Origin of the sequence: Streptomyces sp. NPDC088725 (genome assembly GCF_044751305.1) — a bacterium.
Classification (GTDB): domain Bacteria; phylum Actinomycetota; class Actinomycetes; order Streptomycetales; family Streptomycetaceae; genus Streptomyces.
Genome location: NZ_JBIVLO010000015.1, coordinates 85,539 through 107,690, shown reverse-complemented (window position 1 = coordinate 107,690; position 22,152 = coordinate 85,539). Strand labels below are relative to the sequence as shown.

19 protein-coding genes are annotated in these 22,152 nt (G+C 70.2%); 9 read left to right on the top strand and 10 right to left on the bottom strand.

Annotation, left to right across the window (positions count from 1 at the left end):
- Position 1: 1 nt before the first annotated feature.
- The 3 genes from ACIP6N_RS28545 to ACIP6N_RS28535 form a co-directional block, all read right to left on the bottom strand.
- Positions 2–955 carry a carbohydrate ABC transporter permease gene (locus tag ACIP6N_RS28545; protein ID WP_401820335.1) on the bottom strand — a complete coding sequence of 318 codons (954 nt, stop codon included), beginning with the start codon at positions 953–955 and terminating at the stop codon, positions 2–4.
- A 1-nt stretch (position 956) separates the two neighbouring features.
- Positions 957–2,195, bottom strand: coding sequence for an ABC transporter substrate-binding protein (locus ACIP6N_RS28540; RefSeq protein ID WP_401820332.1), 1,239 nt, complete (start codon positions 2,193–2,195; stop codon positions 957–959).
- 234 nt (positions 2,196–2,429) lie between these two features.
- The gene (locus ACIP6N_RS28535) at positions 2,430–3,503 is read right to left on the bottom strand and encodes a LacI family DNA-binding transcriptional regulator (protein WP_401820330.1); all 1,074 of its coding nucleotides are present in this window, start codon (positions 3,501–3,503) and stop codon (positions 2,430–2,432) included.
- Between the two features lie 225 nt (positions 3,504–3,728).
- On the opposite strand from ACIP6N_RS28535, the gene ACIP6N_RS28530 reads away from it, so the two are divergent.
- Positions 3,729–4,862, top strand: a complete 1,134-nt coding sequence (locus ACIP6N_RS28530) for an acyltransferase family protein (RefSeq protein WP_401820328.1) — start codon at positions 3,729–3,731, stop codon at positions 4,860–4,862.
- A 90-nt stretch (positions 4,863–4,952) separates the two neighbouring features.
- Here ACIP6N_RS28530 and ACIP6N_RS28525 read toward each other — a convergent pair whose 3' ends face one another.
- Positions 4,953–5,408 (bottom strand): tellurite resistance TerB family protein, encoded by a 456-nt coding sequence (locus tag ACIP6N_RS28525; RefSeq protein ID WP_401820325.1) that lies wholly within the window; start codon positions 5,406–5,408, stop codon positions 4,953–4,955.
- Positions 5,409–5,645: 237 nt separating this feature from the next.
- Here ACIP6N_RS28525 and ACIP6N_RS28520 point away from each other — a divergent pair, with 237 nt between their 5' ends.
- A complete protein-coding gene (locus ACIP6N_RS28520; protein ID WP_401820323.1) occupies positions 5,646–6,344 on the top strand; it encodes a dienelactone hydrolase family protein in 699 nt (232 codons plus the stop codon).
- Between the two features lie 36 nt (positions 6,345–6,380).
- Here the strand turns inward: ACIP6N_RS28520 and ACIP6N_RS28515 are convergent, their stop codons facing one another.
- Entirely contained in the window at positions 6,381–7,259 is an 879-nt protein-coding gene (locus tag ACIP6N_RS28515; protein ID WP_401820320.1) for a UbiA family prenyltransferase, read from the bottom strand.
- Between the two features lie 181 nt (positions 7,260–7,440).
- Between ACIP6N_RS28515 and ACIP6N_RS28510 the strand changes: the two genes are divergently transcribed.
- From ACIP6N_RS28510 to ACIP6N_RS28500, 3 genes are read left to right on the top strand one after another with little or no spacing between them, the layout of a single operon-like run.
- Positions 7,441–8,493 carry a type III polyketide synthase gene (locus ACIP6N_RS28510; RefSeq protein ID WP_401820317.1) on the top strand — a complete coding sequence of 351 codons (1,053 nt, stop codon included), beginning with the start codon at positions 7,441–7,443 and terminating at the stop codon, positions 8,491–8,493.
- A gap of 16 nt (positions 8,494–8,509) precedes the next feature.
- Positions 8,510–9,061, top strand: a complete 552-nt coding sequence (locus ACIP6N_RS28505; RefSeq protein WP_401820314.1) for an isoprenylcysteine carboxyl methyltransferase family protein — start codon at positions 8,510–8,512, stop codon at positions 9,059–9,061.
- Positions 9,058–10,074, top strand: a complete 1,017-nt coding sequence (locus tag ACIP6N_RS28500; protein WP_401820311.1) for an NAD(P)/FAD-dependent oxidoreductase — start codon at positions 9,058–9,060, stop codon at positions 10,072–10,074. The genes ACIP6N_RS28505 and ACIP6N_RS28500 overlap by 4 nt, the downstream gene beginning before the upstream one ends.
- 61 nt (positions 10,075–10,135) lie before the next feature.
- On the opposite strand, the gene ACIP6N_RS28495 is transcribed toward ACIP6N_RS28500, so the two are convergent.
- Positions 10,136–11,392 (bottom strand): DUF4032 domain-containing protein, encoded by a 1,257-nt coding sequence (locus ACIP6N_RS28495; RefSeq protein ID WP_401820309.1) that lies wholly within the window; start codon positions 11,390–11,392, stop codon positions 10,136–10,138.
- A 245-nt stretch (positions 11,393–11,637) separates the two neighbouring features.
- Here ACIP6N_RS28495 and ACIP6N_RS28490 point away from each other — a divergent pair, with 245 nt between their 5' ends.
- Together ACIP6N_RS28490 and ACIP6N_RS28485 are read left to right on the top strand one after the other, a co-directional pair.
- Entirely contained in the window at positions 11,638–13,098 is a 1,461-nt protein-coding gene (locus tag ACIP6N_RS28490; protein WP_401820306.1) for an MFS transporter, read from the top strand.
- Positions 13,095–13,652: a TetR family transcriptional regulator gene (locus tag ACIP6N_RS28485; RefSeq protein WP_401820303.1), complete on the top strand. Its 558-nt coding sequence runs from the start codon at positions 13,095–13,097 to the stop codon at positions 13,650–13,652. Before ACIP6N_RS28490 ends, ACIP6N_RS28485 begins: the two co-directional genes overlap by 4 nt.
- Before the next feature lie 39 nt (positions 13,653–13,691).
- On the opposite strand, the gene ACIP6N_RS28480 is transcribed toward ACIP6N_RS28485, so the two are convergent.
- Positions 13,692–15,422, bottom strand: a complete 1,731-nt coding sequence (locus ACIP6N_RS28480; protein WP_401820300.1) for a TIGR03767 family metallophosphoesterase — start codon at positions 15,420–15,422, stop codon at positions 13,692–13,694.
- An 839-nt stretch (positions 15,423–16,261) separates the two neighbouring features.
- Here ACIP6N_RS28480 and ACIP6N_RS28475 point away from each other — a divergent pair.
- Positions 16,262–17,455, top strand: a complete 1,194-nt coding sequence (locus ACIP6N_RS28475; RefSeq protein WP_401820299.1) for an alpha/beta hydrolase family protein — start codon at positions 16,262–16,264, stop codon at positions 17,453–17,455.
- A 70-nt stretch (positions 17,456–17,525) separates the two neighbouring features.
- Here the strand turns inward: ACIP6N_RS28475 and ACIP6N_RS28470 are convergent, their stop codons facing one another.
- Both ACIP6N_RS28470 and ACIP6N_RS28465 read right to left on the bottom strand, forming a co-directional pair.
- Positions 17,526–18,461: a glycoside hydrolase family 75 protein gene (locus ACIP6N_RS28470; protein ID WP_401820296.1), complete on the bottom strand. Its 936-nt coding sequence runs from the start codon at positions 18,459–18,461 to the stop codon at positions 17,526–17,528.
- Between the two features lie 31 nt (positions 18,462–18,492).
- Entirely contained in the window at positions 18,493–18,987 is a 495-nt protein-coding gene (locus tag ACIP6N_RS28465; protein WP_401820295.1) for an NUDIX domain-containing protein, read from the bottom strand.
- Between the two features lie 163 nt (positions 18,988–19,150).
- Between ACIP6N_RS28465 and ACIP6N_RS28460 the strand changes: the two genes are divergently transcribed.
- Positions 19,151–19,297 carry a hypothetical protein gene (locus tag ACIP6N_RS28460; protein WP_401820293.1) on the top strand — a complete coding sequence of 49 codons (147 nt, stop codon included), beginning with the start codon at positions 19,151–19,153 and terminating at the stop codon, positions 19,295–19,297.
- A gap of 231 nt (positions 19,298–19,528) precedes the next feature.
- Here ACIP6N_RS28460 and ACIP6N_RS28455 read toward each other — a convergent pair whose 3' ends face one another.
- Positions 19,529–21,727: a discoidin domain-containing protein gene (locus tag ACIP6N_RS28455; protein ID WP_401820292.1), complete on the bottom strand. Its 2,199-nt coding sequence runs from the start codon at positions 21,725–21,727 to the stop codon at positions 19,529–19,531.
- Positions 21,728–22,152 lie beyond the last annotated feature (425 nt).

Genomic DNA, 22,152 nt, shown 5'->3' with positions numbered 1-22,152 from the left:
ATCACTTCCCCTGGCCGAAGTCGGACCGGTTGGCCCGGAGGTAGAACACCGCGAAGACCGCGCTGACGAGGATGAGGATGTTGCCGACCACGGCGCCCTGGCCGAAGTCGAGCTGCTGGAACGACATCTGGTAGGTGAGCGTGCCCAGGGTCTGCGTCGAGTCGGCGGGACCGCCGCCGGTCAGCGCGAGGATCAGGTCGAGGATCTTGACCGTCGACATGAAGCCGAGCACGAGCACCACGGTGATGACGGGCCGCAGCAGCGGCAGCGTGACGTTGCGGAACGTGCGCCAGGCGCTCGCGCCGTCGAGCGAGGCGGCCTCGTACAGCTCGCGGGGGATCTCCTGGAGGCCGCCGTAGAGGATCACCATGTTGAACGGGATGCCGACCCAGATGTTGACCAGGATCGCGGACAGCAGGGCCACGGTGGGGCTGCTGAGCCAGGGCACCGGGTGGTCGACGAGGTGCGTGTTCATCAGCAGGGTGTTGATCACCCCGGTGTCCTGGTCGAGGAGCTTCCGCCAGACCACGGCGGAGACCACCATGGGCACCAGCCAGGGCAGCAGCAGGACCGCGCGGACGAAGCCGGACAGCCGGAACCTGCGGGCGAAGAACACCGCGAGCGCCAGGCCCAGCACGAACTGGCCGATCAGCGAGCCGATGGTGAAGACGAGGGTGTGCCAGATCGAGCTGGTGAACAGCGGGTTGGAGAACACCCCGCTCCAGTTGTCGAACCCGTTGAAGGGCGCCTCGCCGGTGAAGAAGGTACGCGGCGTGTAGTGCTGGAAGCTCATGATGACGTTGCGTACGAGCGGATACCCGAAGAACACCAGCATGTAGAGGACGGCCGGGGCGACGAAGAACCAGCGCATCAGCGAGCCGCGGCGCCGGCGGGGCGCGGGAGCGGACGCGTGGGTCTCCGCGGAAGGCGCCGGAACTGTGGTGGTGACGGTCATGTCAGTTTCCTCGCTCGCCGGCCGTGGCCTGGGACTGGGCCTGCTTCAGCGCCGCTTGGGGGGAGGAGCCACCGGCCAGCACGGACTGGAAGGCACCGGACAGGGCGTCGGATATGACGGGCCACTGGGAGCCGACACGAGCGGTGCGCGAGCGGGCGGTGGCCACCTGGTCGGCGAAGCCCGTGAGCTTCGGGTTCTGCTCCTTGTACTCGGCGGCCGCCGCCGTACGCGTGGGAATGTTGTTGATGCCCGCGCTCCAGGCGAGCTGGTTCTTCTGGTCGTTCAGGCAGTTGAGGATCTTGGCCGCGGTGTCCTGCCGGTCGGTGTGGCCGGTCTTCGGCAGGGTCATCACGGTCCCGCCGATCGGGGCCACCGCCGTGTCACCGGCCTCGGGGACCGGGATGGACGCGACCGCCCAGTGCAGGTCCTTGTGCTCGTTGAGCACCGGTACCTGCCAGGGGCCGTTGATCATCATGGCGGCCCGGCCCGCGATGAACTGGTCGTTGACGTCCTGCTGGTTCCAGGTGACCGCGGCGCTGGAGGCGGACTTGCTGGTGACCAGGTCCTTCCAGAGCTGGAGCGCCTTGACACCCTTGCCGTTGTCGAGATGCGCCTCGTCGCCGCCCGCCGACCAGAAGAACGGCAGGAACTGGTAGACACCGTCGGCGTCGGGAGTCGCGCTGAACGCCATCCCGTACGTCTTGCCGCGCGTCAGCTTCTTGGCCGCCGCCTTCAGCTCGTCCCAGGTGGTGGGGGGCTTGACCCCGGCCCGCTTCAGCAGGTCGGTGTTGTAGATCAGCCCCAGCGAGTTGACCGACCGGGCTATCCCGTACTGCTCGCCCTTGAAGGTGCCCAGGCTCACCGGACCCGGCGACATTCCGGACACATTCACACCCGCCGACTTCAGCGGAAGAAGGCCGCCGGTGTCGGCGAACTGCGCCAGCTCGGAGCCGTCCAGCTCCAGGATGTCGGTCAGCGAGTGGGACGAGGCCATCCGCAGCGCCTTGGAAGAGACCTGGGCTGCCGGGACGCTGGTCTGGACGACCTTGACGCCCAGCGGCTTCGCGCACAGGTCGAAGAACTTCTGCTGCTGGCTGTGTTCGAGCGTGTCCGTCGCCGAGTTCAGCACCGTGATGGTCTTGGCGTCGGGCTCGTTGGCACAGCCGGCCACAGCGATCACCGGCAGCAGAGCTGCCAGGACCACGACCGGCGCCGCGTGACGGCGGCGAGGGTATTGCATGGTGGTGTCTCTCCGTTCGGTCTACGACTCTGTAAGGAGACGGAGTTCCCGCGAGGACATCGCTAGGGCCTGGCCGGTGTCGGGGACGGGCCGGCAGGCGGCGTGTCGGTTGAGGGGTGCCGGTTTCGATGTGTTCGAACCCGACGTGTCGAATCGATTCGTCGAATCGATTCGACGTGGGATTGCTGTGATGTTAAGCGTTTGTACGGATAACAACAAGAGTCCCGTGCGGGATCAGTGACGTGGTATGCCGAGGGGGCTCGTGCCGGGCAGCAGGGACGGCGCGATCAGCAGATGTCCCACGGAATCCGCGAGCAGCCGGCTACCCGGAGGGACGTCTCTCGCGGGGGGTTCGCGCAGCACCGCCGCGGCGGCCACGGCGAGCCGGGCAACCTCTGTGGCGAGCGTCACCACGGGCAGTTCGACGCGGTGCAGCCGGTGACTGGACGGGTCACCGGGGAGGGAGCCGATGACGACGACGGTGAGGTCTTCCGGTATACGAAGTCCGGCCGCGGTCACGGACGACAGGATGTGGTGATGCGCGGAGGGGTGCTGGACGACGAGGGCGGTCGGCGGCTTTCTGCGCCCGTCGCCCGTCGGGTCCGAGAGGAGGGTGTCGAGTCTTCGCGCAAGTTTGACCGGGTCGTTGACGGAGTGGACGACCCTGACGCCCGCGCCGGTGCTGAGCGCCCCCTTGCGGGCTCCGGCTATTCCACGGAGTGCGTAGCTGCGGCGGGCCCGTACCTCGGCCTCGCCGGGAGCGAGGTAGACCATCTCGCGGTGGCCCGCGGCGAAGAGTTCGCGCACCGCCAGGGCGGCGGCCGCCTCCCAGTCCAGGTCGGTCCACGGGAGGGCGTCCTCATTGGCGGGCCGGCCTATGAGGGCGGCGGGGAAGCCCAGTTCGCGGACGACGTCGATCCGGGCGTCCTCCATGTCGACGGCCATGAGGACCGCCGCGTCCGCGAGCCCGCTGAGAGCCACACGGCGCAGACCCTCGGCCTTGTCCCGGGACGTGGTCAACAGCAGGTCGTAGCCGAGGCTGTTGACGGCGTCGCTGACATCGATCGCGAAGCGGCCGTCCACGGTGTACTGGAATCCCGCCGTACGCGGGAGGGCGAGCGCGATCACGTGTGTACGGCTGCTGCGCAGCGTCCGCGCGCTGGCCCTGGGGTGGTAACCGAGCGCGTCCACGGCCTCTTGGACCCGTATGCGCGTTTCGTCGGAAATGCTCCGTGAACCGTTGAACACATAGGAGACCGTGCTCGGCGCGACCCCGGCCCGTCGGGCGACATCCCTGATGGTGACCATCGTCGACCCCCCCCTTCGGTGATGCGGCGCGGCGACGGAGAACCTGCGGAGGCCGGCGGTTCGACATCGTATCGAACGGTGACGGAACGGCCGTGCCCCCGGTCGGGGTCATACGGCGCGCGACGCGGGGTACGCGCATACGGGAACCCCGCTTCCGGCGGCTCTCCGGCCGGGGCCACCCGGGCCGGCGGAAGGTCCGAGCCCTCGGGGTCCCAGGGAGGCGACATGACACACATCACAGGACAGCGGGCCGGCGGGGCCCTGCCGCAGGAGACCCCGGCGCGAGCGGCGGACGTACGGCAGGCCGGAGACGGGCAGCGGCCGGAAACACGGAGACCGCCCGAGAGCGGACAGCGGCCGAAGAAACGGGATGCCTTCTTCGACAACGCCAAGTACCTGGCGATCGTGCTCGTGGCCGTCGGCCACGCCTGGGAGCCACTGCGCGACGGCAGCAGAGCGGTGTCGGCGCTCTACATCTTCATCTACACCTTCCACATGCCGGCCTTCATCATCATCTCCGGCTACTTCTCGCGCGGCTTCGACTTCAGGGCCGACCGGGTGCGCCGGCTCATCACCGGTATCGCCGTCCCGTACATCGTGTTCGAGGTCGCCTACTCCCTCTTCAACCGGTGGGCCGGGGACGATCCTTCGATGCCGGTCAGTCTGCTCGATCCGTGGTTCCTGACCTGGTTCCTGCTCGCCCTGTTCGTCTGGCGGATCACCGCGCCGATCTGGCGACTGCTGCGGTGGCCGCTTCCCGTCGCCCTGACCGTCGCCGCTCTCGCGTCCGCGTCACCGAGCATCGGCGACGACCTGGACCTGCAGCGCCTGCTCCAGTTCCTGCCGTACTTCGTGCTCGGCCTGACGCTGAAGCCCGAGCACTTCCAGCTCGTTCGGCGCCGCGCCGTACGTGTCCTGGCCGTACCTGTCTTCGCCGCGACGGCCGTCTTCGCGTACTGGGCCGTGACCCGGATGAACATGGCGTGGTTCTTCCACCGCGACAGCGCCCAGGAACTGGGGGCGCCCTGGTGGAGCGGTCCCCTGATGACGTTCGCACTCTTCGGCTGCTCGCTGGTGCTGACCGCCTGCTTCTACGCCTGGGTGCCGGGGCGCCGGATGTGGTTCACGGCCCTGGGCGCGGGCACCCTCTGCGGTTACCTGCTGCACGGGTTCCTCGTCCAGAGCGCGTCCGACTGGCAGTGGTACGGCGCCGGCTGGCTGCACCGGCCGCTCGGCGAGATCGTGGTCACCCTCATCGCGGCCGCGGCCGTCACACTGCTCTGCACACCCCCGGTCCAGCGGATCTTCCGGTTCGCCCTGGAGCCCGAGATGGCATGGGCCTTCAAGAAGGGGACGTGACGTCATCGCGGACACGGCAGGGGCGGTGACCGCCGGGCCACCGCCCCTGCCGTTGTTGTCATGTCCGGAGCCCGGAGCCCGGGAGTTGAATCAGAGATCGAACTCGTTCGGCGGCAGGCCCAGAGCGAAGCAGGCTTCGCGGACCACGGCCCGCTCGTCCTTGTCGAAGTCGCCGTCGGCGCCGCCGATGACGATGCCGATCTGGATGACCGCGCGGGCCTCGGCGGGCTTCTTCTTCGCCTTGGCGATCTCCTGAAGGATGCTGACCTTGCCGAAGGCGAAGTCGGCGGTGAGCTTGTTCAGGGCGTCGTCGAAGCGGCGCTGAAGATCGGCCGCGGGGAAGTTCTGCAGCACGTCGTTGCCGGCGATCAGCTGGGCGACGCGCATTCTCTCCGAAGGGTCGACGGATCCGTCGGCGGCGGCGACCAGGGCACACATGGCCATGGACGCGTCGCGGAACGCGCCGCTCTTGAGGTCGTTCTTCTTCGCCGTGAGCTGCGTCTGCATCGTCGCGGCTGATTCCTTGAAGCGGTCCCACAGGGCCATTGAGCCATCTCTCCTCGTGTGTCACAGGGTGCCGATGAGATCAACGACCGGGATGCTCAAACCGTGCCCGGCCACCAGGTATCCGTGTTTTCCCGCCCTGCCTGACCGCCGGACCCGTGACCCGCGTGCGATCTTGACACCACCGAGCCGGACCACCGAGCCGGACCACCGACCCACGCCGCCGGCTGATTCACACCGCTGATTCACACCTCCGGCCCACAGCAGGGAGCACCCGTCATGGCCACCGAGCCCGCCGCGCAGAACGTCACCTTCCCGAGCGCCGGCGCCACCGCGTACGGCTACCTCGCCCTGCCGCCCGCCGGCCACGGCCCGGGCGTCGTCGTCATTCAGGAGTGGTGGGGGCTGACCGGCCACATCAAGGACATCGCCGACCGCCTCGCCCGGGCGGGGTTCGTCGCGCTCGCGCCCGACCTGTACGGCAAGCGGGTCGCCCACGACGCCGGGGAAGCCGGCCGGCTGATTTCCGAACTGCCCACCCCCAAGGCCGTCGAACTGCTCTCGGGCGCCGTCGGCCACCTGCTCTCCCGGGAGGAGACCCGGGGCGACACGGTCGGGGCCGTCGGTTTCTGCATGGGCGGCGGCTTCGTCCTCAGCCTCGCCGCCGCGGACCGGCGGGTGGCCGCGGCCGTCCCGTTCTACGGTCTGAACCGGGAGGGATTCCCGGACTTCTCGAACCTCAAGGCCCAGATCCAGGGCCACTACGGCGAACTCGACGAGTCGGCGTCGCCGTCGGCCGTCGAGGAGCTGCGGGCGGCGATCGAGTACCAGTCGGACATCGTCCCGGTCTTCCACCTCTACCCGGCGGGCCACGCGTTCTTCAACGACACCCGGCCCGGGTACGACGCCGCGTCGTCCGCGAAGGCCTGGGAGCGCACGATCGGCTTTCTGCGCGAGAACCTCCCGGCCGGGAACTGACAGCACGCCGAATCGACGGGGCATCAGGCCGAGGCGTCAGAAGAGCGCGGAACCCGGCCACAACAGCAGCGCCACATCCAGGCCCGCCACCAGGATCGCGACCAGGAACGGCAGCTTCGGCCGGCGGCGGCCCAGCAGCGCACCGCCCACCGCCGCGAGCAGCGCCACCCCGACGGCGACGGCGCCTACCACCCCGGGCCGGGCCGCCGCGAGCAGCAAGGTCGCCGCGACCAGCGGGGCCGGCAGCAGCAGACGTACGGCGGCGGGACCGAGACGCTGCGGCCAGCCCCGCACTCCCGCCGCCAGATCGGCCTCGATGTCCGGGAGCACGTTGGCGAGATGCGCGCCGACCCCGACCAGCGCCGCCGCGCAGACGACCCACCAGGCGGGCAGGGGCTCGCCCGGCAGCCCGAGCGTCACGAATGCGGGCAGCGACGCGAACCCGATGGCGTACGGCAGCCACGACAGCGGCGTCGACTTCAGCCCGGCGTTGTAGACCCAGGCCACCGCCACCCCGACGAGATGTGCCGCGCCCGCGAGCGGCCCGTACAGGAGCGAGAGCGGAACGCACAGGGCCAGCGCCAGAAGCGCGGCGGTCCGTACCGTCCGCGCGTCCACGGCGCCGCCCGCCACCGGCTTGTCTCGGCGCCCGGCGGCGCTGTCGCGCGCCGCGTCGGCGGCGTCGTTGCTCCAGCCCACCGACAGCTGACCCGCCAGTACCGCCGCCGCCGCCAGCGCGCAGCCGCACGCGTCCTGCCCGGCGGCCACCGCGAGCCCCGTGACCAGCAGGGTCACCGCGGCCGTCGGCACCGGGTGACACGCCCTCAGCAGAGCGAGCGCCCGGCCGGTCCCGCGTTCCCGCGGCCCGTCGAGCGCGGCCGGCCCGGCGGTCTCCGCCTGTTCGACAGCGTCCACGCGCTCATCGTAGGGGCCGGCCGCCGTCCGGGGCGGGGTACGCCGCCGTCCGGGTGCGCCACCGCGGACGACACACGCCCGTACGGCTGCTGTTCGAGGGCCGTACAGGCGATTTCGCGTGTGGCCCGGCGGACCGGGGGCAGGGATCGTACATTCATCCGCCCCCGACCTCGGATCGCAGATGACACGCATCGCAGCCGTCCATGGAGCCCTGGCTCCGTATCAGCACACCCAACGCGACATCACGGACATGGTGGCGAAGACCTGTCTGCCCCCGGGGTCCGACCGGTCCGTCCTGGACCGGCTGCACCGCGGCGCGCGGGTGGCGACCAGGAACATGGCGCTTCCCCTGGAGCGGTACGCGGATCTTCAGGACTTCGGGGCCGTCAACGACGTCTTCATCGAGACGGCCGTGCCGCTCGGCGCGGAAGCGGTCGGCGCCGCGCTGGACTCGGCCGGGCTCTCCCCGCGCGATGTCGACCTGCTGGTGTTCACCTCGGTGACCGGCATCGCCGCTCCGTCCGTCGACGCGCGGCTGGTGGGACGGCTCGGCCTGCGCTCCGACGTGAAACGGCTGCCGGTCTTCGGTCTCGGCTGCGTCGCCGGAGCGGCGGGCATCGCCAGACTGCACGACTACCTGCTCGGACACCCCGACGACGTGGCGGTCCTGCTCTCGGTGGAGCTGTGCTCGCTCACCTTCCAGCGAAACGATTCGTCACTCGCGAACCAGGTCGCCAGCGGCCTCTTCGGAGACGGTGCGGCAGCGGTCGTCGCCTGCGGAGCGCGGCGCGAGGGCGCGGGGCCCGTCGTCGTCGACTCGCGCAGCCGGATGTACCCGGACACCGAGCACGTCATGGGATGGGACATCACCGGCTCCGGCTTCCGCGTCGTCCTGGACGCGAGCGTTCCCGATGTCGTGCGCAAGAACCTCGCCGCCGATGTCGACGGATTCCTCGCCGACCACGGCCTGAAGCGCGAGGACATCACGGCATGGGTGTGCCACCCCGGCGGGCCGAAGGTGCTCGAAGCCGTCGAGGACGTCCTCGAACTCCCCGTCGGAGCCCTCGACGTCACCTGGCGCTCCCTGTCGCGGGTCGGGAACCTGTCCTCCTCCTCCGTCCTGCACGTCCTGCGGGACACGCTCGCCGAGCGCAGACCGCCGCCGGGAACCGCGGGGCTGCTGCTCGCCATGGGCCCCGGCTTCTGTTCCGAGCTGGTCCTGCTCCGCTGGTGAGAAGAGACGGAGAGAGATGATCTGGTACACCGCACTGGTCCTGGCAGTCGGCGCGGAGCGCGTCGCCGAACTGGTCGTCGGCCGGCGCAATCTGCGCTGGAGCCTGGAGCGCGGCGGCGTCGAGCGCGGACAGGGCCACTACCCGCCGATGGTCGTGCTGCACACCGGACTGCTGTTCGGCGCTCTGGCCGAAGTCCGGCTGGGCCACCGGCCGTTCGAGGCGGCGCTCGGCTGGACGATGCTCGCCGTGGTGCTCGCCGCGCAGGCGCTGCGCTGGTGGTGCATCCGTACGCTCGGACCGCGCTGGAACACCAAAGTGGTGATCGTGCCGGGGCTGCCCCTGGTGACGGGCGGCCCGTACCGCTGGATCAGGCACCCCAACTACGTGGCCGTCGTGGCGGAAGGGCTCGCGCTGCCCCTGGTGCACGGTGCCTGGGTCACGGCGCTCGTGTTCACGGTGCTCAACGCGTGGCTGCTGACCGTCCGCCTGCGGTGTGAGAACAGCGCGCTCGCCCCGGCCCTGGCCCTGGGCGACGGCGGGACGCGTCCGGCGGACGCGCGGCCGTGATCGACCTGATCGTCGTGGGCGGCGGCCCGGCCGGACTCGCCACCGCCGTCCACGCGACGCTCTCCGGCATGGAGACGGTGGTGATCGAACCACGCGTCACCCCGGTGGACAAGGCGTGCGGCGAGGGCGTGATGCCCAGCGGCGTACGCGCGCTGCGCGCCCTCGGCCTCGGCCTCCCGCCGGGACATCCGCTGCGTGGCATCCGTTACGTGGGCGAACGGCACCGCGCGGAGGCCCTCTTCGGGAACGGGCAGGGCCTGGGCGTGCGGCGTACGGAGCTGCACGCGGCACTGACCCACCGCGCCCGGGAGGCCGGGGTCAGGATCGTGACCGGCCGGGCCGGCGCGGTGGAGCAGAGCGCGGACTCCGTCACCGCCGGCGGATTCCGGGCGCGCTGGCTGGTGGCCGCCGACGGACTGCACTCACCGGTACGGCGCGCTCTCGGCCTCGACCTGCCGGACCGCAGACCACGGCGTTACGGCCTGCGGCGGCACTACCGTGTGGAGCCGTGGACGGACTTCGTGGAGGTGCACTGGTCGCCGGCCGGTGAGGCGTATGTGACGCCGGTGGCCGGAGACCTGGTGGGAGTCGCCGTACTGAGCACGGTCAGGCGCGGCTTCGACGAGCACCTGGCGGGCTTCCCGAGCCTGCTCGCGCGGCTGACGGGACCGCCCGCGACCGCGGTGCGCGGCGCGGGCCCGCTGCGGCAGCGGGCCCGGCGCCGGACCGCGGGGCGCGTCCTGCTGGTCGGCGACGCCGCCGGCTACGTCGACGCGCTCACCGGCGAGGGCGTCGCGCTCGCGCTCGCCTCGGCGGAAACGGCCGTACGGTGCCTGCGCGCGGGCCGCCCGCAGGACTACGAACGCGGCTGGCGCGACCTGTCCCGCCGCCACCGGCTGCTGACGGAGGGGCTGTTGCGGTTCAGCGGCCACGCGGCGGGCGCCCGGCTGATCGTGCCGGCCGCCGCACGCATGCCGGCGGTCTTCACGGCGGCGGTACGCGCCCTTCAGTAGCGGCCGCCCGGCCGCCGGGCCGCCGCGCCCACAGGCGTGCCCGGCGGGGGAGTGCCCTGGCTCAGTAGCCGCGACTCGACGTCACGTTCTCCGGCGGAGGGGTCAGCGCCGTCGAGGTGTGCGGCAGCACATGGGCGACGTAGTCCTCGATCGTGGCTTCCAGACCGACGTCGCTTCCCGCACGTTCCGACAGGTACCAGCGGTGCTCCAGCACCTCGTGGTAGATCTGCGCCGCGTCCATCTCGCCGCGCAGCTCCCGCGGTACGGCCCGTACGGTCGGCCGGAAGACGTCGCGGACCCAGCGGTGCGCCAGTACCTCGGGACGGGCGCCGAGCGGGTCGCCGGGAGCGTAGTCGTCCTCACCCGCCAGCCAGCTCTCCAGGTCGTTGAGCAGACGGCGCGCCTGGTTCTCCTCGGCGTCGAGCCCCGTCAGCCGCAGCAGCTGCCGCTGGTGGTGGCCCGCGTCCACGACCTTGGGCAGGAAGGTCACCGTGTCGCCCTGGGGCGAGCGCTCGATCTGCATCTCCTCGACGTCGAAGCCCAGATCGTTGAGCCGGCGTATGCGCCGGTCGATGTAGTGCCGCTTGTCCACCGGGTAGACCGACTCGCGGGTCACCTCGTGCCAGAGTTCCTCGTAGCGCTGGACGATCGCCGCGCCGAACGGCACCGGGTCGATGGACGGGTGCAGCGCGCCCGACGCCTCCAGGTCCATCAGCTCCCCGGAGATGTTCATCCGGGCCAGCTCGATGTCGTAGTCGCGCTGTCCCGGGCTCAGGTTCTGGTGGAGCTCACCGGTCTCCGCGTCCACCAGATACGCCGCGTACGCGCCCGCGTCCCGGCGGAACAGCGCGTTCGACAGCGAGCAGTCGCCCCACGCGAAACCGGCGAGATGGAGCCGTACCAGCAGCACGGCCAGCGCGTCCATGAGCCGCTTGACCGTGGTGGGGCGCAGCGTCGACTCGAACATCGAGCGGTACGGCAGCGACCCCTTGAGGTGGCGGGTGATGAGAGCCGATTCGAGCACCTCACCGTCCGTGTCCACCCGTCCCGTCACCACCGCGACCGGGGCCACGGCGGGGATGCCGAGCCGGTGCAGATCGCGCAGCAGGCCGAACTCCCGGGCCGCCACCCGGCTGGTGATCTCCTTGACCGCCACCACCTCGGCACCCGCGGAGGCGAAGCGCACCACATGGCGCGAGATACCGCGGGGGAGCGCCACGAGGTATTCCTCGGGCCACTCGTCCAGCGGAACGTTCCAGGGCAGGTCGAGCAGTACGGCCGGCTGCTCCGGATTGGTCGCGCTGATCTGCAGCGCCATCGTGCCTCCCACGGCGGTCGTCGGGCGGGATCCGGACCCGGAGCCGCCCACCCCAGTGTGCAGGGTGCGGAAAGCGGGCCCGAACCCAGGCTGACGTGCGCGGCTGGAGCTGGGGTGCACAAGCGTTTACCCTGTGGGTGAACAGCTGTGCACCCCGGTGTGCCGTCCCTCGGCACCCGTGCGCCGTGCCGGCCCCGCCCGCCTTCCACCCGCCTTCCACCCGCCTTCCACCCGTACGGAGAGACATGTCCGGAGCGATATCCCGGCCCGCCGCAACACCACACCCCCGCTTCCTCGTCGCGGTCCTCGCGTTCTGCGGGGTGGTGGTCGCCGTCATGCAGACGCTGGTCGTACCGCTCCTGCCGCACATTCCCGCGCTCACCGGCGCCACCCCGACCGCCGCCAGCTGGCTGGTCACCATCACGCTGCTCACCGGAGCCGTCTGCACCCCCGTACTCGGGCGGGTCGGTGACATGTACGGCAAGCGCCGGGTGCTGCTCGCCTCGCTCGGGGTCCTGGTCGCCGGGTCCGCGCTGTGTGCTCTCAGCTCCCAGATCGGCGTACTCATCGCGGGCCGCGCCCTCCAGGGCGCGGCGCTCGCCGTCGTACCGCTGGGCATCAGCATCATGCGCGACGAACTCGCGCCCGAGCGGGTGATCCCCTCCGTCGCGCTGATGAGTTCGACTCTGGGCATCGGCGCGGCCGTCGGCCTGCCCATCGCCGCTCTCGTCATCGAGCACTCCGACTGGCACACCATGTTCTGGGCGTCGGCCGGTCTGGGAGTGCTCGACATCGTGCTCGTCCTGCTCTGCGTACCCGAGTCGTCGGTGCGCTCACGCGGCCGGTTCGACGCCGTCGGCGCGCTGGGACTCTCCGCCGCCCTGGTCAGCCTGCTGCTCGCGGTCACCCAGGGCGGCCAGTGGGGCTGGGCCTCCACCCGCACCCTCGGTCTGCTCGTCCTCGCGGTCGTCATCGGGCTCCTCTGGGGCCGCTACGAGCTGCGCACCGCCTCGCCCATGGTCGACCTTCGGGTGTCCGCACGGCCCGCGGTGCTGCTGACGAACATCGCTGCGCTGCTGATCGGTTTCGCCTTCTACGCCAACTCCCTGTCCACGGGCCAGATGGTGCAGGAACCCACGAGTACCGGCTACGGCCTCGGCGCGTCCATCGTCGTCAGCGGTCTGTGCCTGCTGCCCGGCGGGCTCGCGATGGTCGCGCTCTCCCCGGTGTCGGCCAGGATCTCCGCCAGGTACGGACCGAAGACCGCCCTCGCGATCGCCTCCGCCGTCCTCGCCGTGGGATACCTGATCCGCTTCTTCACCAGCCATCAGCTGTGGACGATCATCCTCGGAGCCACCGTGGTCGCCGCGGGCACCGCCATCGCCTACTCGGCGCTTCCCACGCTGGTCATGCGCGCCGTACCGGTCAGCGAGACCGGGGCGGCCAACGGGCTCAACACCCTGATGCGCTCGGTCGGCCAGGCGTTCTGCAGCGCCGCCGTCGCCGCCGTACTGGCCAGTGTCACCTTCCGGGTCGACGGCCGCGAGGCGCCGACCCTGCACGCCTACCTGCTGGTGTTCCTGATCGCGGGCGGCGCGGCGCTGCTCGCCCTGGCCGTCACCCTGTGTCTGCCGAGCGGACGGACCCAGGACACCGGTACCGTCGGGCGGGGAGCCAAGACCCCCCTCGCCCGGGAGAGCGTATGAACGGACAGGCCACCGACGCGGGTACGGGCCGTGACGCGATCCTGCGCGCCGCGCGCCGGGCGTTCGCCTTCCGCCCGTACGCCGAGGTCACCCTGCGGGGCATCGCCGCCGAGGCCGGAGTGAGCGCGTCGCTGATCGTCAAGCACTTCGGCACCAAGGAAGCGCTGTTCAACACCATCGCCGACTTCGGACCCGCGGCCGGCCTGCTCTTCGCCGCGCCCCTGGACACGCTCGGGCGGCATCTGGTGGTGACGCTCGTACGCGCCCGCCGCGAGCAGCAGGGCGACCCGCTGCTGCGCGTGGTGTTCTCGCTCGGCAACGACGACGAGCGGACCCTGCTGCGAGAGCGCTTCGCCGAGCAGATCACCGGCCGTCTCGCCGCGCTCCTGACCGGCCGGGACCGCACCCTGCGGGCCGAGTTGATCGCGGGCCAGCTGCTCGGCCTCGGCGCCACCCTCAGCCTGCACAAGACGGGCGCGGGAGCGACCGCGACAACGGAGCGGCTGGCGGACCTCTACGCACCCGGGCTCCAGCGCCTGATCACCGGTACGTGAGCGGCGGGCGCCAGATTCCCGCCGCCGTCCGCCGGGCGGTCAGCGCCGCAGCAGCAGCTCCGTGTTGCGGTCGTCCGACTGACCGGCGGGGGCGGTGGTGGTGCCGGGCGCGTTGAGGGCCAGCTCGCGGTAGAGCGACGCGAGACCGGTCTGGGAGAGATCCGTGAAGTCGGTCGTGTGCGGCGCGGCCGACTCGATCAGTGTGGTGAACAGCGAGAGGGTGCCGTCCCCGTTGTCGGCGATCTCGACGACCCGCGCGAGCTGCGGGAAGTCGATGTGCGAGGCGGTGGAGATCTCCCAGAAGGAGCCGTGCGCGAGGATCGAGTTGCGGTGGCTGTGCCCGTTGACCCAGGCCACGACGTTACGGTGCTTCTTCAGCAGGCTGACGATCTCGTCCCCGTTGTGCCTGGCCTCGCCCGTGGCCGGATCGGGGTGCGTGTTGGTCATCGTCCAGCTGTTGTGGTGGCTGAAGACCACGACGTATCCGTCCTTGTGCTCCTTCAGCGTCCGCTCCAGCCACGCCAGCTGGGTGGTGTTGACCGAGCCGGTGAAGTGTCCCGCGCGGTCGGTCGTGTCGAGGCTGACGCCCACCACGTTCTCCCCCATGGGGAACGTGTAGTAGAGCGTGTCGTCGGCGAGGTTGTCCGCCGTGTAGCCGTGGCCGAACGGCCCCGCCCCGGTACGCGCCGGGTCGAGGTGCGCCGTCAGGTACTCGCGCGGGCCGAACGGCGCCCGGCCCGGGTCCGGCGTGACGGTGCGCATCCGGCCCTTCTCCTTGCGCAGCAGCTCCACCAGCTCACCGCCACCGGGCATGCTGCCCTTCGCGAGGATGTCGGCGAGGGTCTTGGCCCCGGAATCCGGCACGCTGTACAGCTTCTTGTCCCCGACCGCGAAGTCCGCGAGGAATCCGGACCGGTCGGCGATGGCGCCACTGGCCAGCGAGTCGTGGTTGCCGACCGTGGAGTACCACGGGAGCCGCAGCCCCGGGCTGTTCACGGAGCGGATCGCGGCGTCGAGGAAACCCTCGACGCGCGGGAAACCGAGGGTCTTGTCGGTGTCGCGGAGCGCGTCCTCCGGGTGCCAGTACAGGCGCTCCCCGGAGTTCTGCACACCTTCGTAGTTCCGGCTGTCACCGGTGTTGGGGGTGATACGGCCACCGCTCATCACGGTGAGGAACCAGTCGAGTTCCGACCGGGAGTTGTTGTCCGTGTTGTCGCCGGTCGTCACCGCGAAGGAGAGCGGCGCGCCGGTCGCGGGAGCGGCCTTCAGCGCGTTGATCTGCTCGATCAGGGACACGGCTCCCGGCACCGTCAGGGCCTCCTGGGGCCGCCACGACGACAGCCCCTGCGAGCGCATGTACTCGGTGCGCACCGGGTGCTGGACGTCCGCCAGGTGCAGATCGGTGAGCTGGACGAAGGAGGTGAGAACCGTACGCCGCTCGGCGCGGCGGTTCCCGGCGGCCGCGAGATCGTCGCGTACGACCCTGTTCCACCCGGGGCCGTCGCCGAGTCGCCGGAAGGCCGCCTTCTCGTCGCGCGCGGTGGCGACGGAGTCGAGCGTCGTACGGGCCGGGCGTGCGGGCCTGGTGGGCGACTGCGAGGGAGCCGGAACCGCCGGCGCGGTGGTCGGGGCCTGCGCGGCGGCGGCCTCTCCCGACCCGCCACCCGCGCCGAGCGCCAGACCGATCCCGGCCGAGACGCCGACCGCTCCGGTGGCGGCGAGGAAAGAACGCCGGTCGACGGCGGTGACAGCGGAGCGTATGCGTGGCATGGTGCGGTCTCCCCGGGTACGAACGCGGCGGCAAGCGCGCCTGGGGACCAGTCCCCTGGCTTCTCTTCCATGGTTGGCAGCGGGCGTGGCCTGCGAGTGAACGAGGCTTCAACGCTTCAAGCCCATCACCGAACAGGGATCACGGAGGCCGCCGAGCCGTCGCCGGGCCCACGTCCGCACGACCGGAGCCCGTCGCTCAGCGTTCACCGCGCGGGGAAGCCGGGTCCCCGCGCGGCACTCCGCACGGCCGCCGGCGGAGGAGGTGTCCGGGGCGCGGGGGCGACGCGGTGCGCGTCCCGCGCATCCGGAGGAAAAAAGTCCCTCGAATCTCTTGGCATCGGTGTGCATACGACGTGAGGGCGGGGGCACACGCCCCTGTGACCCGAGCCAGCGGTCCCCCAGCCGCTCTCCTCGGCCCCACCGGCACACCCCCCCGGCCGGTGGGGCCGACCTTTTTCCGGGCCTTTTCCCCGCCTGTTTCCCCGGCCTGTTTTCTCCGGCCCGTTTCTCCGGCCGGACGCACGCGGCTCCCGGGTCCGCCTCCCACGGCTCCTGACCCGTGAGCTGTGTGCGTCCGACAGGCCCCACCGGCCAACGTGCCCAGCGGAGCGGGCAGTTGCCCCACAGTGGGATGGCCGGTCGTCGCGCACCACCGCGCTCGCGACCGGTGCGGTGACGTGTCCGCAGGTCAGCCGTACAGCGCGCTTCCCCGACCGAGGCGGCGAGGAACCCCGGCATCTCGCGAGACGGAACGGTTGCGTCTCGTCTCGATAGGGGTTACGTTGGGGTCAGAAGCGAGACGGAACCGTACCGTCTCGATGATTGCCGAGGAGCACCCCATGAAGTTCCTGTTCGACGACGAGTCCTTCTCCTTCGAGACCCTGCGCACCGCGTGCTTCGCCGAATACGGCGGCGCCGACCTCGGTGAGATCCTGACCACCGCGAGCGAGATCACCGACGGCGACGAAGAGTCCTGGTACCGCGCCTGGAAGGCCACCGCCGACCGCGTGCACGAAGCCGGCACCCGCTCGCTGACCGCCGGCCACCGGGTCAGCGCCCGTGAAGCCCTCCTGCGCGCCTCGAACTACTACCGCACCGCCGAGTTCTACCGCCGCGACGACCCCTTCAACGACCCGGCCGCCATGGAACTCTCCAGCCTCGCCCGCCACACCTTCGCCACGGCGGCGCCCCTCTTCGACCACCCCGTCGAGCCCGTCGCCATCCCCTACGAGGACACGGCCCTGCCCGGCTACCTCTTCCTCGTCGACGACTCAGGGGCTCCCCGCCCCACCGTCATCTTCACCAGTGGCTTCGACTCGATCCTCGAAGAGGCCTACTTCTCCGTCGCCGCCGCTGCCCTGCGCCGCGGCTACAACTGCCTCGCCTACGACGGTCCCGGGCAGGGCGCCGCACTGCGCGAGCAGCGCCTCACCTTCCGTCCCGACTGGGAAGCCGTCCTGACCCCCGTCATCGACTACGCCCTCACCCGCCCCGAGATCGACCCCGACCGCATCGCACTCCACGGCTACAGCCTCGGCGGCTTCCTTGTCGCCCGCGCCGCGGCCCACGAGCACCGCGCGGCCGCGCTGGTCCTCGACGGTGGCATGTACAGCTATCACGACGCGAACCTCCGCGCCGTCCCCCCTTACCTCGCCACGTGGGCCCTCGACGGCCGCGACGACCTCGCCGAACCCGTGACCGCGACCCTCTCCGCCCACAACACCAGCCTCCGCTGGGCGATCCGCAACGGCGTCTGGACCTTCGGTGCCCACTCCGTCGCGGACTACCTCCGCCAGACGCGTGACTACACCCTCGACGGCGTCGTCCAGAACATCACCACGCCCGCCCTGATCTTCTCCCCGGAGAACGATGCCTTCTTCCGGGGAGAACCCGAACGCCTCCACCGCGCGCTCACCGGTCCCAGCACTCTCATCGCCATGCCCGCCTCGGAAGGCGGCGGCGAACACTGCAGCTACGGGGCGCGCGGGACGCTGCACCAGCACATGTTCGACTGGCTCGGTCACACCCGCTGACCCGGACGGACTCAGCCACCGGACGTACCCGGAACCGGGGCCCGTAACGGTCCGGTGGCAGGCGGCTCCGCTACTTCCTTCCGACGAACTTCCTGGCCAGCTCGTCGCCGAGGCGGACCGCCTCGGCGTGGCTCTCGATGGGGGAGACCCGGGAGTCCTTGAAGAGGATGTACGTCACGTCGGAGGCGGCGCCCCCGCCCTCCGGGTCCGCCGGAATGCCCAGCGCCTCGGCCGTCGCGTACGAGGCCTCCCCGATGATCCCCGTGGGGCCGAGATCACCCACGACCGCGTACTCCACGTTGTCGCCGTGAATCACCGCGGCGAGCCCGCCGCCCTTGATGCCCGAGGACCTGTAGTCCCAGGTCTCACTGGTGTCGGGGACGACGATGTACGGCAGCTTCTCGGCGTTCAGCGGTTTGCCGTCGGTCTGCGGAAAGGCGGTCAGATTCTGGAACGACTCGTCGGTCCCGGCGTTGCAGTGCTCCGTGGCCTGCCCGTCGCAGTCGACGTCCAGGTCGGCCTTCCAGAACACGGCGTCCTTGGTTCCGCAGATGGGAACGGTCGCGGGATCCTCCTCGTCGGTGCTGTACATCTCCCGGGAGACCTGCCTGCAGCCGTCGCTCTCCGCTCTGGCGAGCAGGGCGGCCGCCCCGACCGAGCCTTCCTGGTGGAGGGCCGGAGGCCCTTTGCGGGCCGGCTCTCCGCCCTGGCCGCCGCCGGCCTGGCCCGTTCCACGCCGGACCGTTCTGTCTTCGCCCCTCGCGCCGGCCGCCGTGTCCGGGCGCTTCGCGCCCAGGATCTCGGCCGGGGCTTTTCCGCCGGAGCCCTTTTTCCTGCCGGACTCCTCGCCGGAACCTCCTTCGCTGCCGGGAGCGCCGGGGGAGCCGCCGCGGGCGGGCGGGGCCCCCGCGGGATCGGCCGAGGCGAACAGTGCCGTGGTGGGCAGAACGGAAGCGGCCAGCAGTATCGAGCCGAGGGCGGCAGAGTAAACGCGGGTGAGGTGCACTGAAAGGGTCCCTTTCCTGGACGGCGTGAATTCAGCGGCCTGTCGTTGGCGGACGGGATGCGTCCGATATGTGATGATTCAGGCGGTCGAGAAAGACCCGCTGGCCCGTCACCAGCCGTTCGGTGGCGTCGTCGAGGGAGAACCAGGCAACCCGGTCCAGCTCGGGAAATTCGCGCAGGACGCCCGAATTCCCGGGCCACTCCATGGTGAAGGTGCCAGGGGTGACCTGCGCGGGGTCGAGGTCGCCCTCGACGGTCCAGACGGTGACGGTCTTGCCGCTCCGCTGACGGGATTCGCCGAGCGGGGTCCAGGGTCCTGCGGGCGGCGGCAGTCCCAGCTCTTCCTGGAATTCACGCCGGGCCGCGGCGGCCGGTTCCTCGCCGGACTCGTACTCACCCTTCGGTATCGACCACGCGGCGGCATCGCGAGAAGCCCAGAACGGCCCGCCCATATGGCCGATGAGCACTTCGGCACCGGTGTCCGTGACCCGGTGGAGAAGGAGACCCGCGCTTCGCTTGCCCGACATGCCGTCAACTCTGTGAGCGGGCGGAACGCGTCGCCATTCGTGCGCGGCCAAAGGGTGAACGGGCCAGGACGGCGTCCGGGCCTCGCACCCCGCCGGAGTCGACTGGACGTCACAGGGTAGATGGGGTTCAGACACCGATGGTGACCGAGACTCAGGAGACGACATGCCCGGGATGATCGAACGCATCAAACAGTTCTCGCGCAGCCCGCAGGGACGGCGTGTCACGGAGGAGGTGCGCCGGGCCTCCGCCGATCCGAAGAAGCGCGCGCAGGCCCGTGAGATGTTCGGCAAGCTGCGCGGAAAGCGCTGACGTCGCCGCGGGGCCGGGTCTTCGGCCGGTCGCGGGACGTGGCAGGGCCCGCCCTCGGGGAGCTTGGGTTCCAGGGGCCTCGCACCACCCGTGATCTGTGGGTGTCGCGAGGACCGTGAGACCTCAAGGAAGAGGACGGGCCCTGTCTCATGCGTAGTACCGGGTCACCTGATCACCGGAACCTGATCACCGGAACCTGATACTGGATCACTGGATCACTGGATCACTGGATCAGGGGAACGAGACCACGTTCGACGGAACCGTCGAGGTACCAGACGTAGCCGATCCGGTGCTGTTGATCACATGGTTGTACTGACCCATCCCGCCGAGGGAGACAACCAGGAGGTCATGGAATTTCACGCCGGATTTGACCGGTGCTTCGAAACCATGATCCTGCACGATGCTCGAGTCCGCGGTGAAGTTGCAGTAGCTGCCGAGACCCCAGCCCTCGTGGGTGTTGACGGAATCGTCGACCTTGTAGGCGGCGAACCCCTTGGTGTTGCCGTTCTGGACGGCGGCCTGGTTGGGAGCGTCGTACGCCTTCTCGTTCTGGAAGAAGATCGTCTTGCCGTTCTCGCCGCTCCACTGCACGTCGTACTTGTTGAAGTGCTCGACGAACAGGCCGGTGGCCAGCACGTTGGCACCGTTGACGTGGAGACCGTAATCGGCGCGGTTGGTCTCCCAGCCGACGCCGCTGCCGTGGTCCGCTCGCCACAGCCAGGTGTGGTCGATGATCGTGTCGTTGCTGTTGATCTCCATGCTGGTGGTCGCCTTGCCGGGGCCCGCGCCACCGATCCGGACGAAGACGTCCTGGACGGTGGTCGGGTTCGCGGCGTGGCTCGCCGACGAGCCCTGCGGACCGACCTGGAGCAGCGTCGGGGAGTTCACGCTGCCGGCGTCGAGCAGGAAGCCGGCCAGCTTCACACCGTCGACGTCCGCGACCTTCATGGCGTTCACGCCGTTGTCCGGGATGATCGTGGCGTAGCCCAGACCGAGTACCACGGTGTTCGCGCGGTTCACGTTGATCGTCTGATCGATGTGGTAAATGCCAGGCGTGAACAGCAGGTTGAGGCCCTGGTCGAGCGCCGCGTTGATCGTCGCGGCGGTCGCACCCGGCTTGACCACGTAGAACTGGTCGAGTGAGAGCGAGTCACCCTGCGGCGTACCGTTCCACGAAACGCCGCGCGCGTTGGTGCGCTTGGCGGGAACGAACACCTTGTAGTTGTTGCCGTCCAGGTACAGGAACGGCTTCTCGCGCGAGACCGGAGTGGTGTCGAGCGTGGTGTACGGCGGGTTCGGGAAGGCCTGGGCTGGCGCGCCCTCGACCCCGGAGAACGCCATGTTCCAGACGCCGTTGCCCCAGCCGCCGATGGAGCTGTCGCGGGTGTACCACTGCTGCTGGGAGTACGGCGACACGGTGCCGTCGATCTTGCTGTCGGCGATGTAGCCGCCACTGGCCCAGCCGTATCCGTTCGGCGCGAGGTTGAGCCCGCCCTTGACGTGCATACGGCGGAACGGCGCGGCCTGGGCGACCGCCCACCTGTCCTCGCCGCTGACCGGCTTGAGCGCCAGATTCTCGGCCGAGCGCCAGAAGTTCTGGGTCGCGTTGCCCTGGAACCAGCCTGCGTCGACGGTCACGTCACCGTTGATGTTGGTGTCGTCGGGGTGCAGCCCCAGACCCGCGATCGAGGTGTAGAAACCGAGCTGGGCGTTGATGTTGTTGTACGTGCCCGGCTTGAACAGCAGTTCATAGCGGCCGGTCCCGAACTGGGCCGACTCCTGCTGGTGGAAGATGTCGTCCAGTGTGCCCTGGATGTTGGGCGTCGACGGGTCGAAGACCTTGACGTTGGGACCGAGGTCACCGCCGCCCTGGATCGGACCCGTGGGACCGGAGCCGCCGCCCGTCGTGCCGCCGAACACCTGGAATTCGTACAGGGAGTAGCCGTACTGGGTGGCGCGGGCGGTACCGGTGAGCCGTACGTAACGGGCGTTGCCCGAGACGTTGAGCGTCTCGTTGCCGCCCGGTCCCGTGGTGGTGGAGTACGCCGTCGTCCAGCTGGTGCCGTTCGTGGAGAACTCGATCTTGTACGCCTTCGCGTACGCCGTCTCCCAGCGCAGCGCGATCTGGCTGACGGCGACGGTGGAGCCGAGGTCGATCTGGATCCACTGCGGGTCGGACGCGGCGCTCGACCAGCGCGTGCCGTTGTCGCCGTCGACGGCGTAGGTGGCGGGGGTGCCGACGTTCTCCTGGCTGGAGGCCGTCACCGGCTTGCCCTGGGAGAGCAGGGTGGGAGCGGCGCTGGCGGTGGTGCCGGGGATGAGAAGCAGCAGGGACGCGATCAGGGTGGCCGCGACGGACGCGGCCACTCCACGGCGGCGCCCCGGCGAGGTTCTCCTGGACACCGGTGCGACGAGCGGAGGAGCGTGCATGGGCAGGTCTCCTGGATTCGTGGACGACGGGCAGGCGGTGCGGAAGGTGAGGCAGAGGGCCCCGGACGTTCGGGAGAGCGCTCTCTGCGGTACGCCAGATGGTTCTCCCGTGTTTCGTACACGTCAAGAGTTGTGCGCCCGCCGTCCGGAGAAGGTTCCGCTGTTCACAACAAATAACCGACCGGACGCGGCATTTGTCCGCTATTGATCCATGTCCTGACGGGACACCGCTTCAGATCCTGACGCCGGAAGCACCGCCGGGAATCGCCGCGGATACGTCAATGCGGGTAGCGCTGCTTCAGGAGCTGTGCGTTCGGAAAGAAATGGAGGCATCGCGCGGCGGGCGACCCTTCCGTATTCACGTGGACCCGGCCGGCGACGGCTCGGAAGGGGGTCGGCGAAGTCGCGGACCGTATACGCGTGGA

Excerpts from the sequence above, each read along its gene's own strand:
- ACIP6N_RS28540 (WP_401820332.1), bottom strand. The coding sequence starts at position 2,195 with ATGCAATACCCTCGCCGCCGTCACGCGGCGCCGGTCGTGGTCCTGGCA.
- ACIP6N_RS28485 (WP_401820303.1), top strand. The coding sequence starts at position 13,095 with ATGAACGGACAGGCCACCGACGCGGGTACGGGCCGTGACGCGATCCTG.
- ACIP6N_RS28530 (WP_401820328.1), top strand. The coding sequence starts at position 3,729 with ATGACACACATCACAGGACAGCGGGCCGGCGGGGCCCTGCCGCAGGAG.
- ACIP6N_RS28495 (WP_401820309.1), bottom strand. The coding sequence starts at position 11,392 with ATGGCGCTGCAGATCAGCGCGACCAATCCGGAGCAGCCGGCCGTACTG.
- ACIP6N_RS28455 (WP_401820292.1), bottom strand. The coding sequence starts at position 21,727 with ATGCACGCTCCTCCGCTCGTCGCACCGGTGTCCAGGAGAACCTCGCCG.
- ACIP6N_RS28475 (WP_401820299.1), top strand. The coding sequence starts at position 16,262 with ATGAAGTTCCTGTTCGACGACGAGTCCTTCTCCTTCGAGACCCTGCGC.
- ACIP6N_RS28505 (WP_401820314.1), top strand. The coding sequence starts at position 8,510 with ATGATCTGGTACACCGCACTGGTCCTGGCAGTCGGCGCGGAGCGCGTC.
- ACIP6N_RS28465 (WP_401820295.1), bottom strand. The coding sequence starts at position 18,987 with ATGTCGGGCAAGCGAAGCGCGGGTCTCCTTCTCCACCGGGTCACGGAC.
- ACIP6N_RS28460 (WP_401820293.1), top strand. The coding sequence starts at position 19,151 with ATGCCCGGGATGATCGAACGCATCAAACAGTTCTCGCGCAGCCCGCAG.
- ACIP6N_RS28490 (WP_401820306.1), top strand. The coding sequence starts at position 11,638 with ATGTCCGGAGCGATATCCCGGCCCGCCGCAACACCACACCCCCGCTTC.
- ACIP6N_RS28535 (WP_401820330.1), bottom strand. The coding sequence starts at position 3,503 with ATGGTCACCATCAGGGATGTCGCCCGACGGGCCGGGGTCGCGCCGAGC.
- ACIP6N_RS28510 (WP_401820317.1), top strand. The coding sequence starts at position 7,441 with ATGACACGCATCGCAGCCGTCCATGGAGCCCTGGCTCCGTATCAGCAC.
- ACIP6N_RS28480 (WP_401820300.1), bottom strand. The coding sequence starts at position 15,422 with ATGCCACGCATACGCTCCGCTGTCACCGCCGTCGACCGGCGTTCTTTC.
- ACIP6N_RS28520 (WP_401820323.1), top strand. The coding sequence starts at position 5,646 with ATGGCCACCGAGCCCGCCGCGCAGAACGTCACCTTCCCGAGCGCCGGC.
- ACIP6N_RS28545 (WP_401820335.1), bottom strand. The coding sequence starts at position 955 with ATGACCGTCACCACCACAGTTCCGGCGCCTTCCGCGGAGACCCACGCG.
- ACIP6N_RS28525 (WP_401820325.1), bottom strand. The coding sequence starts at position 5,408 with ATGGCCCTGTGGGACCGCTTCAAGGAATCAGCCGCGACGATGCAGACG.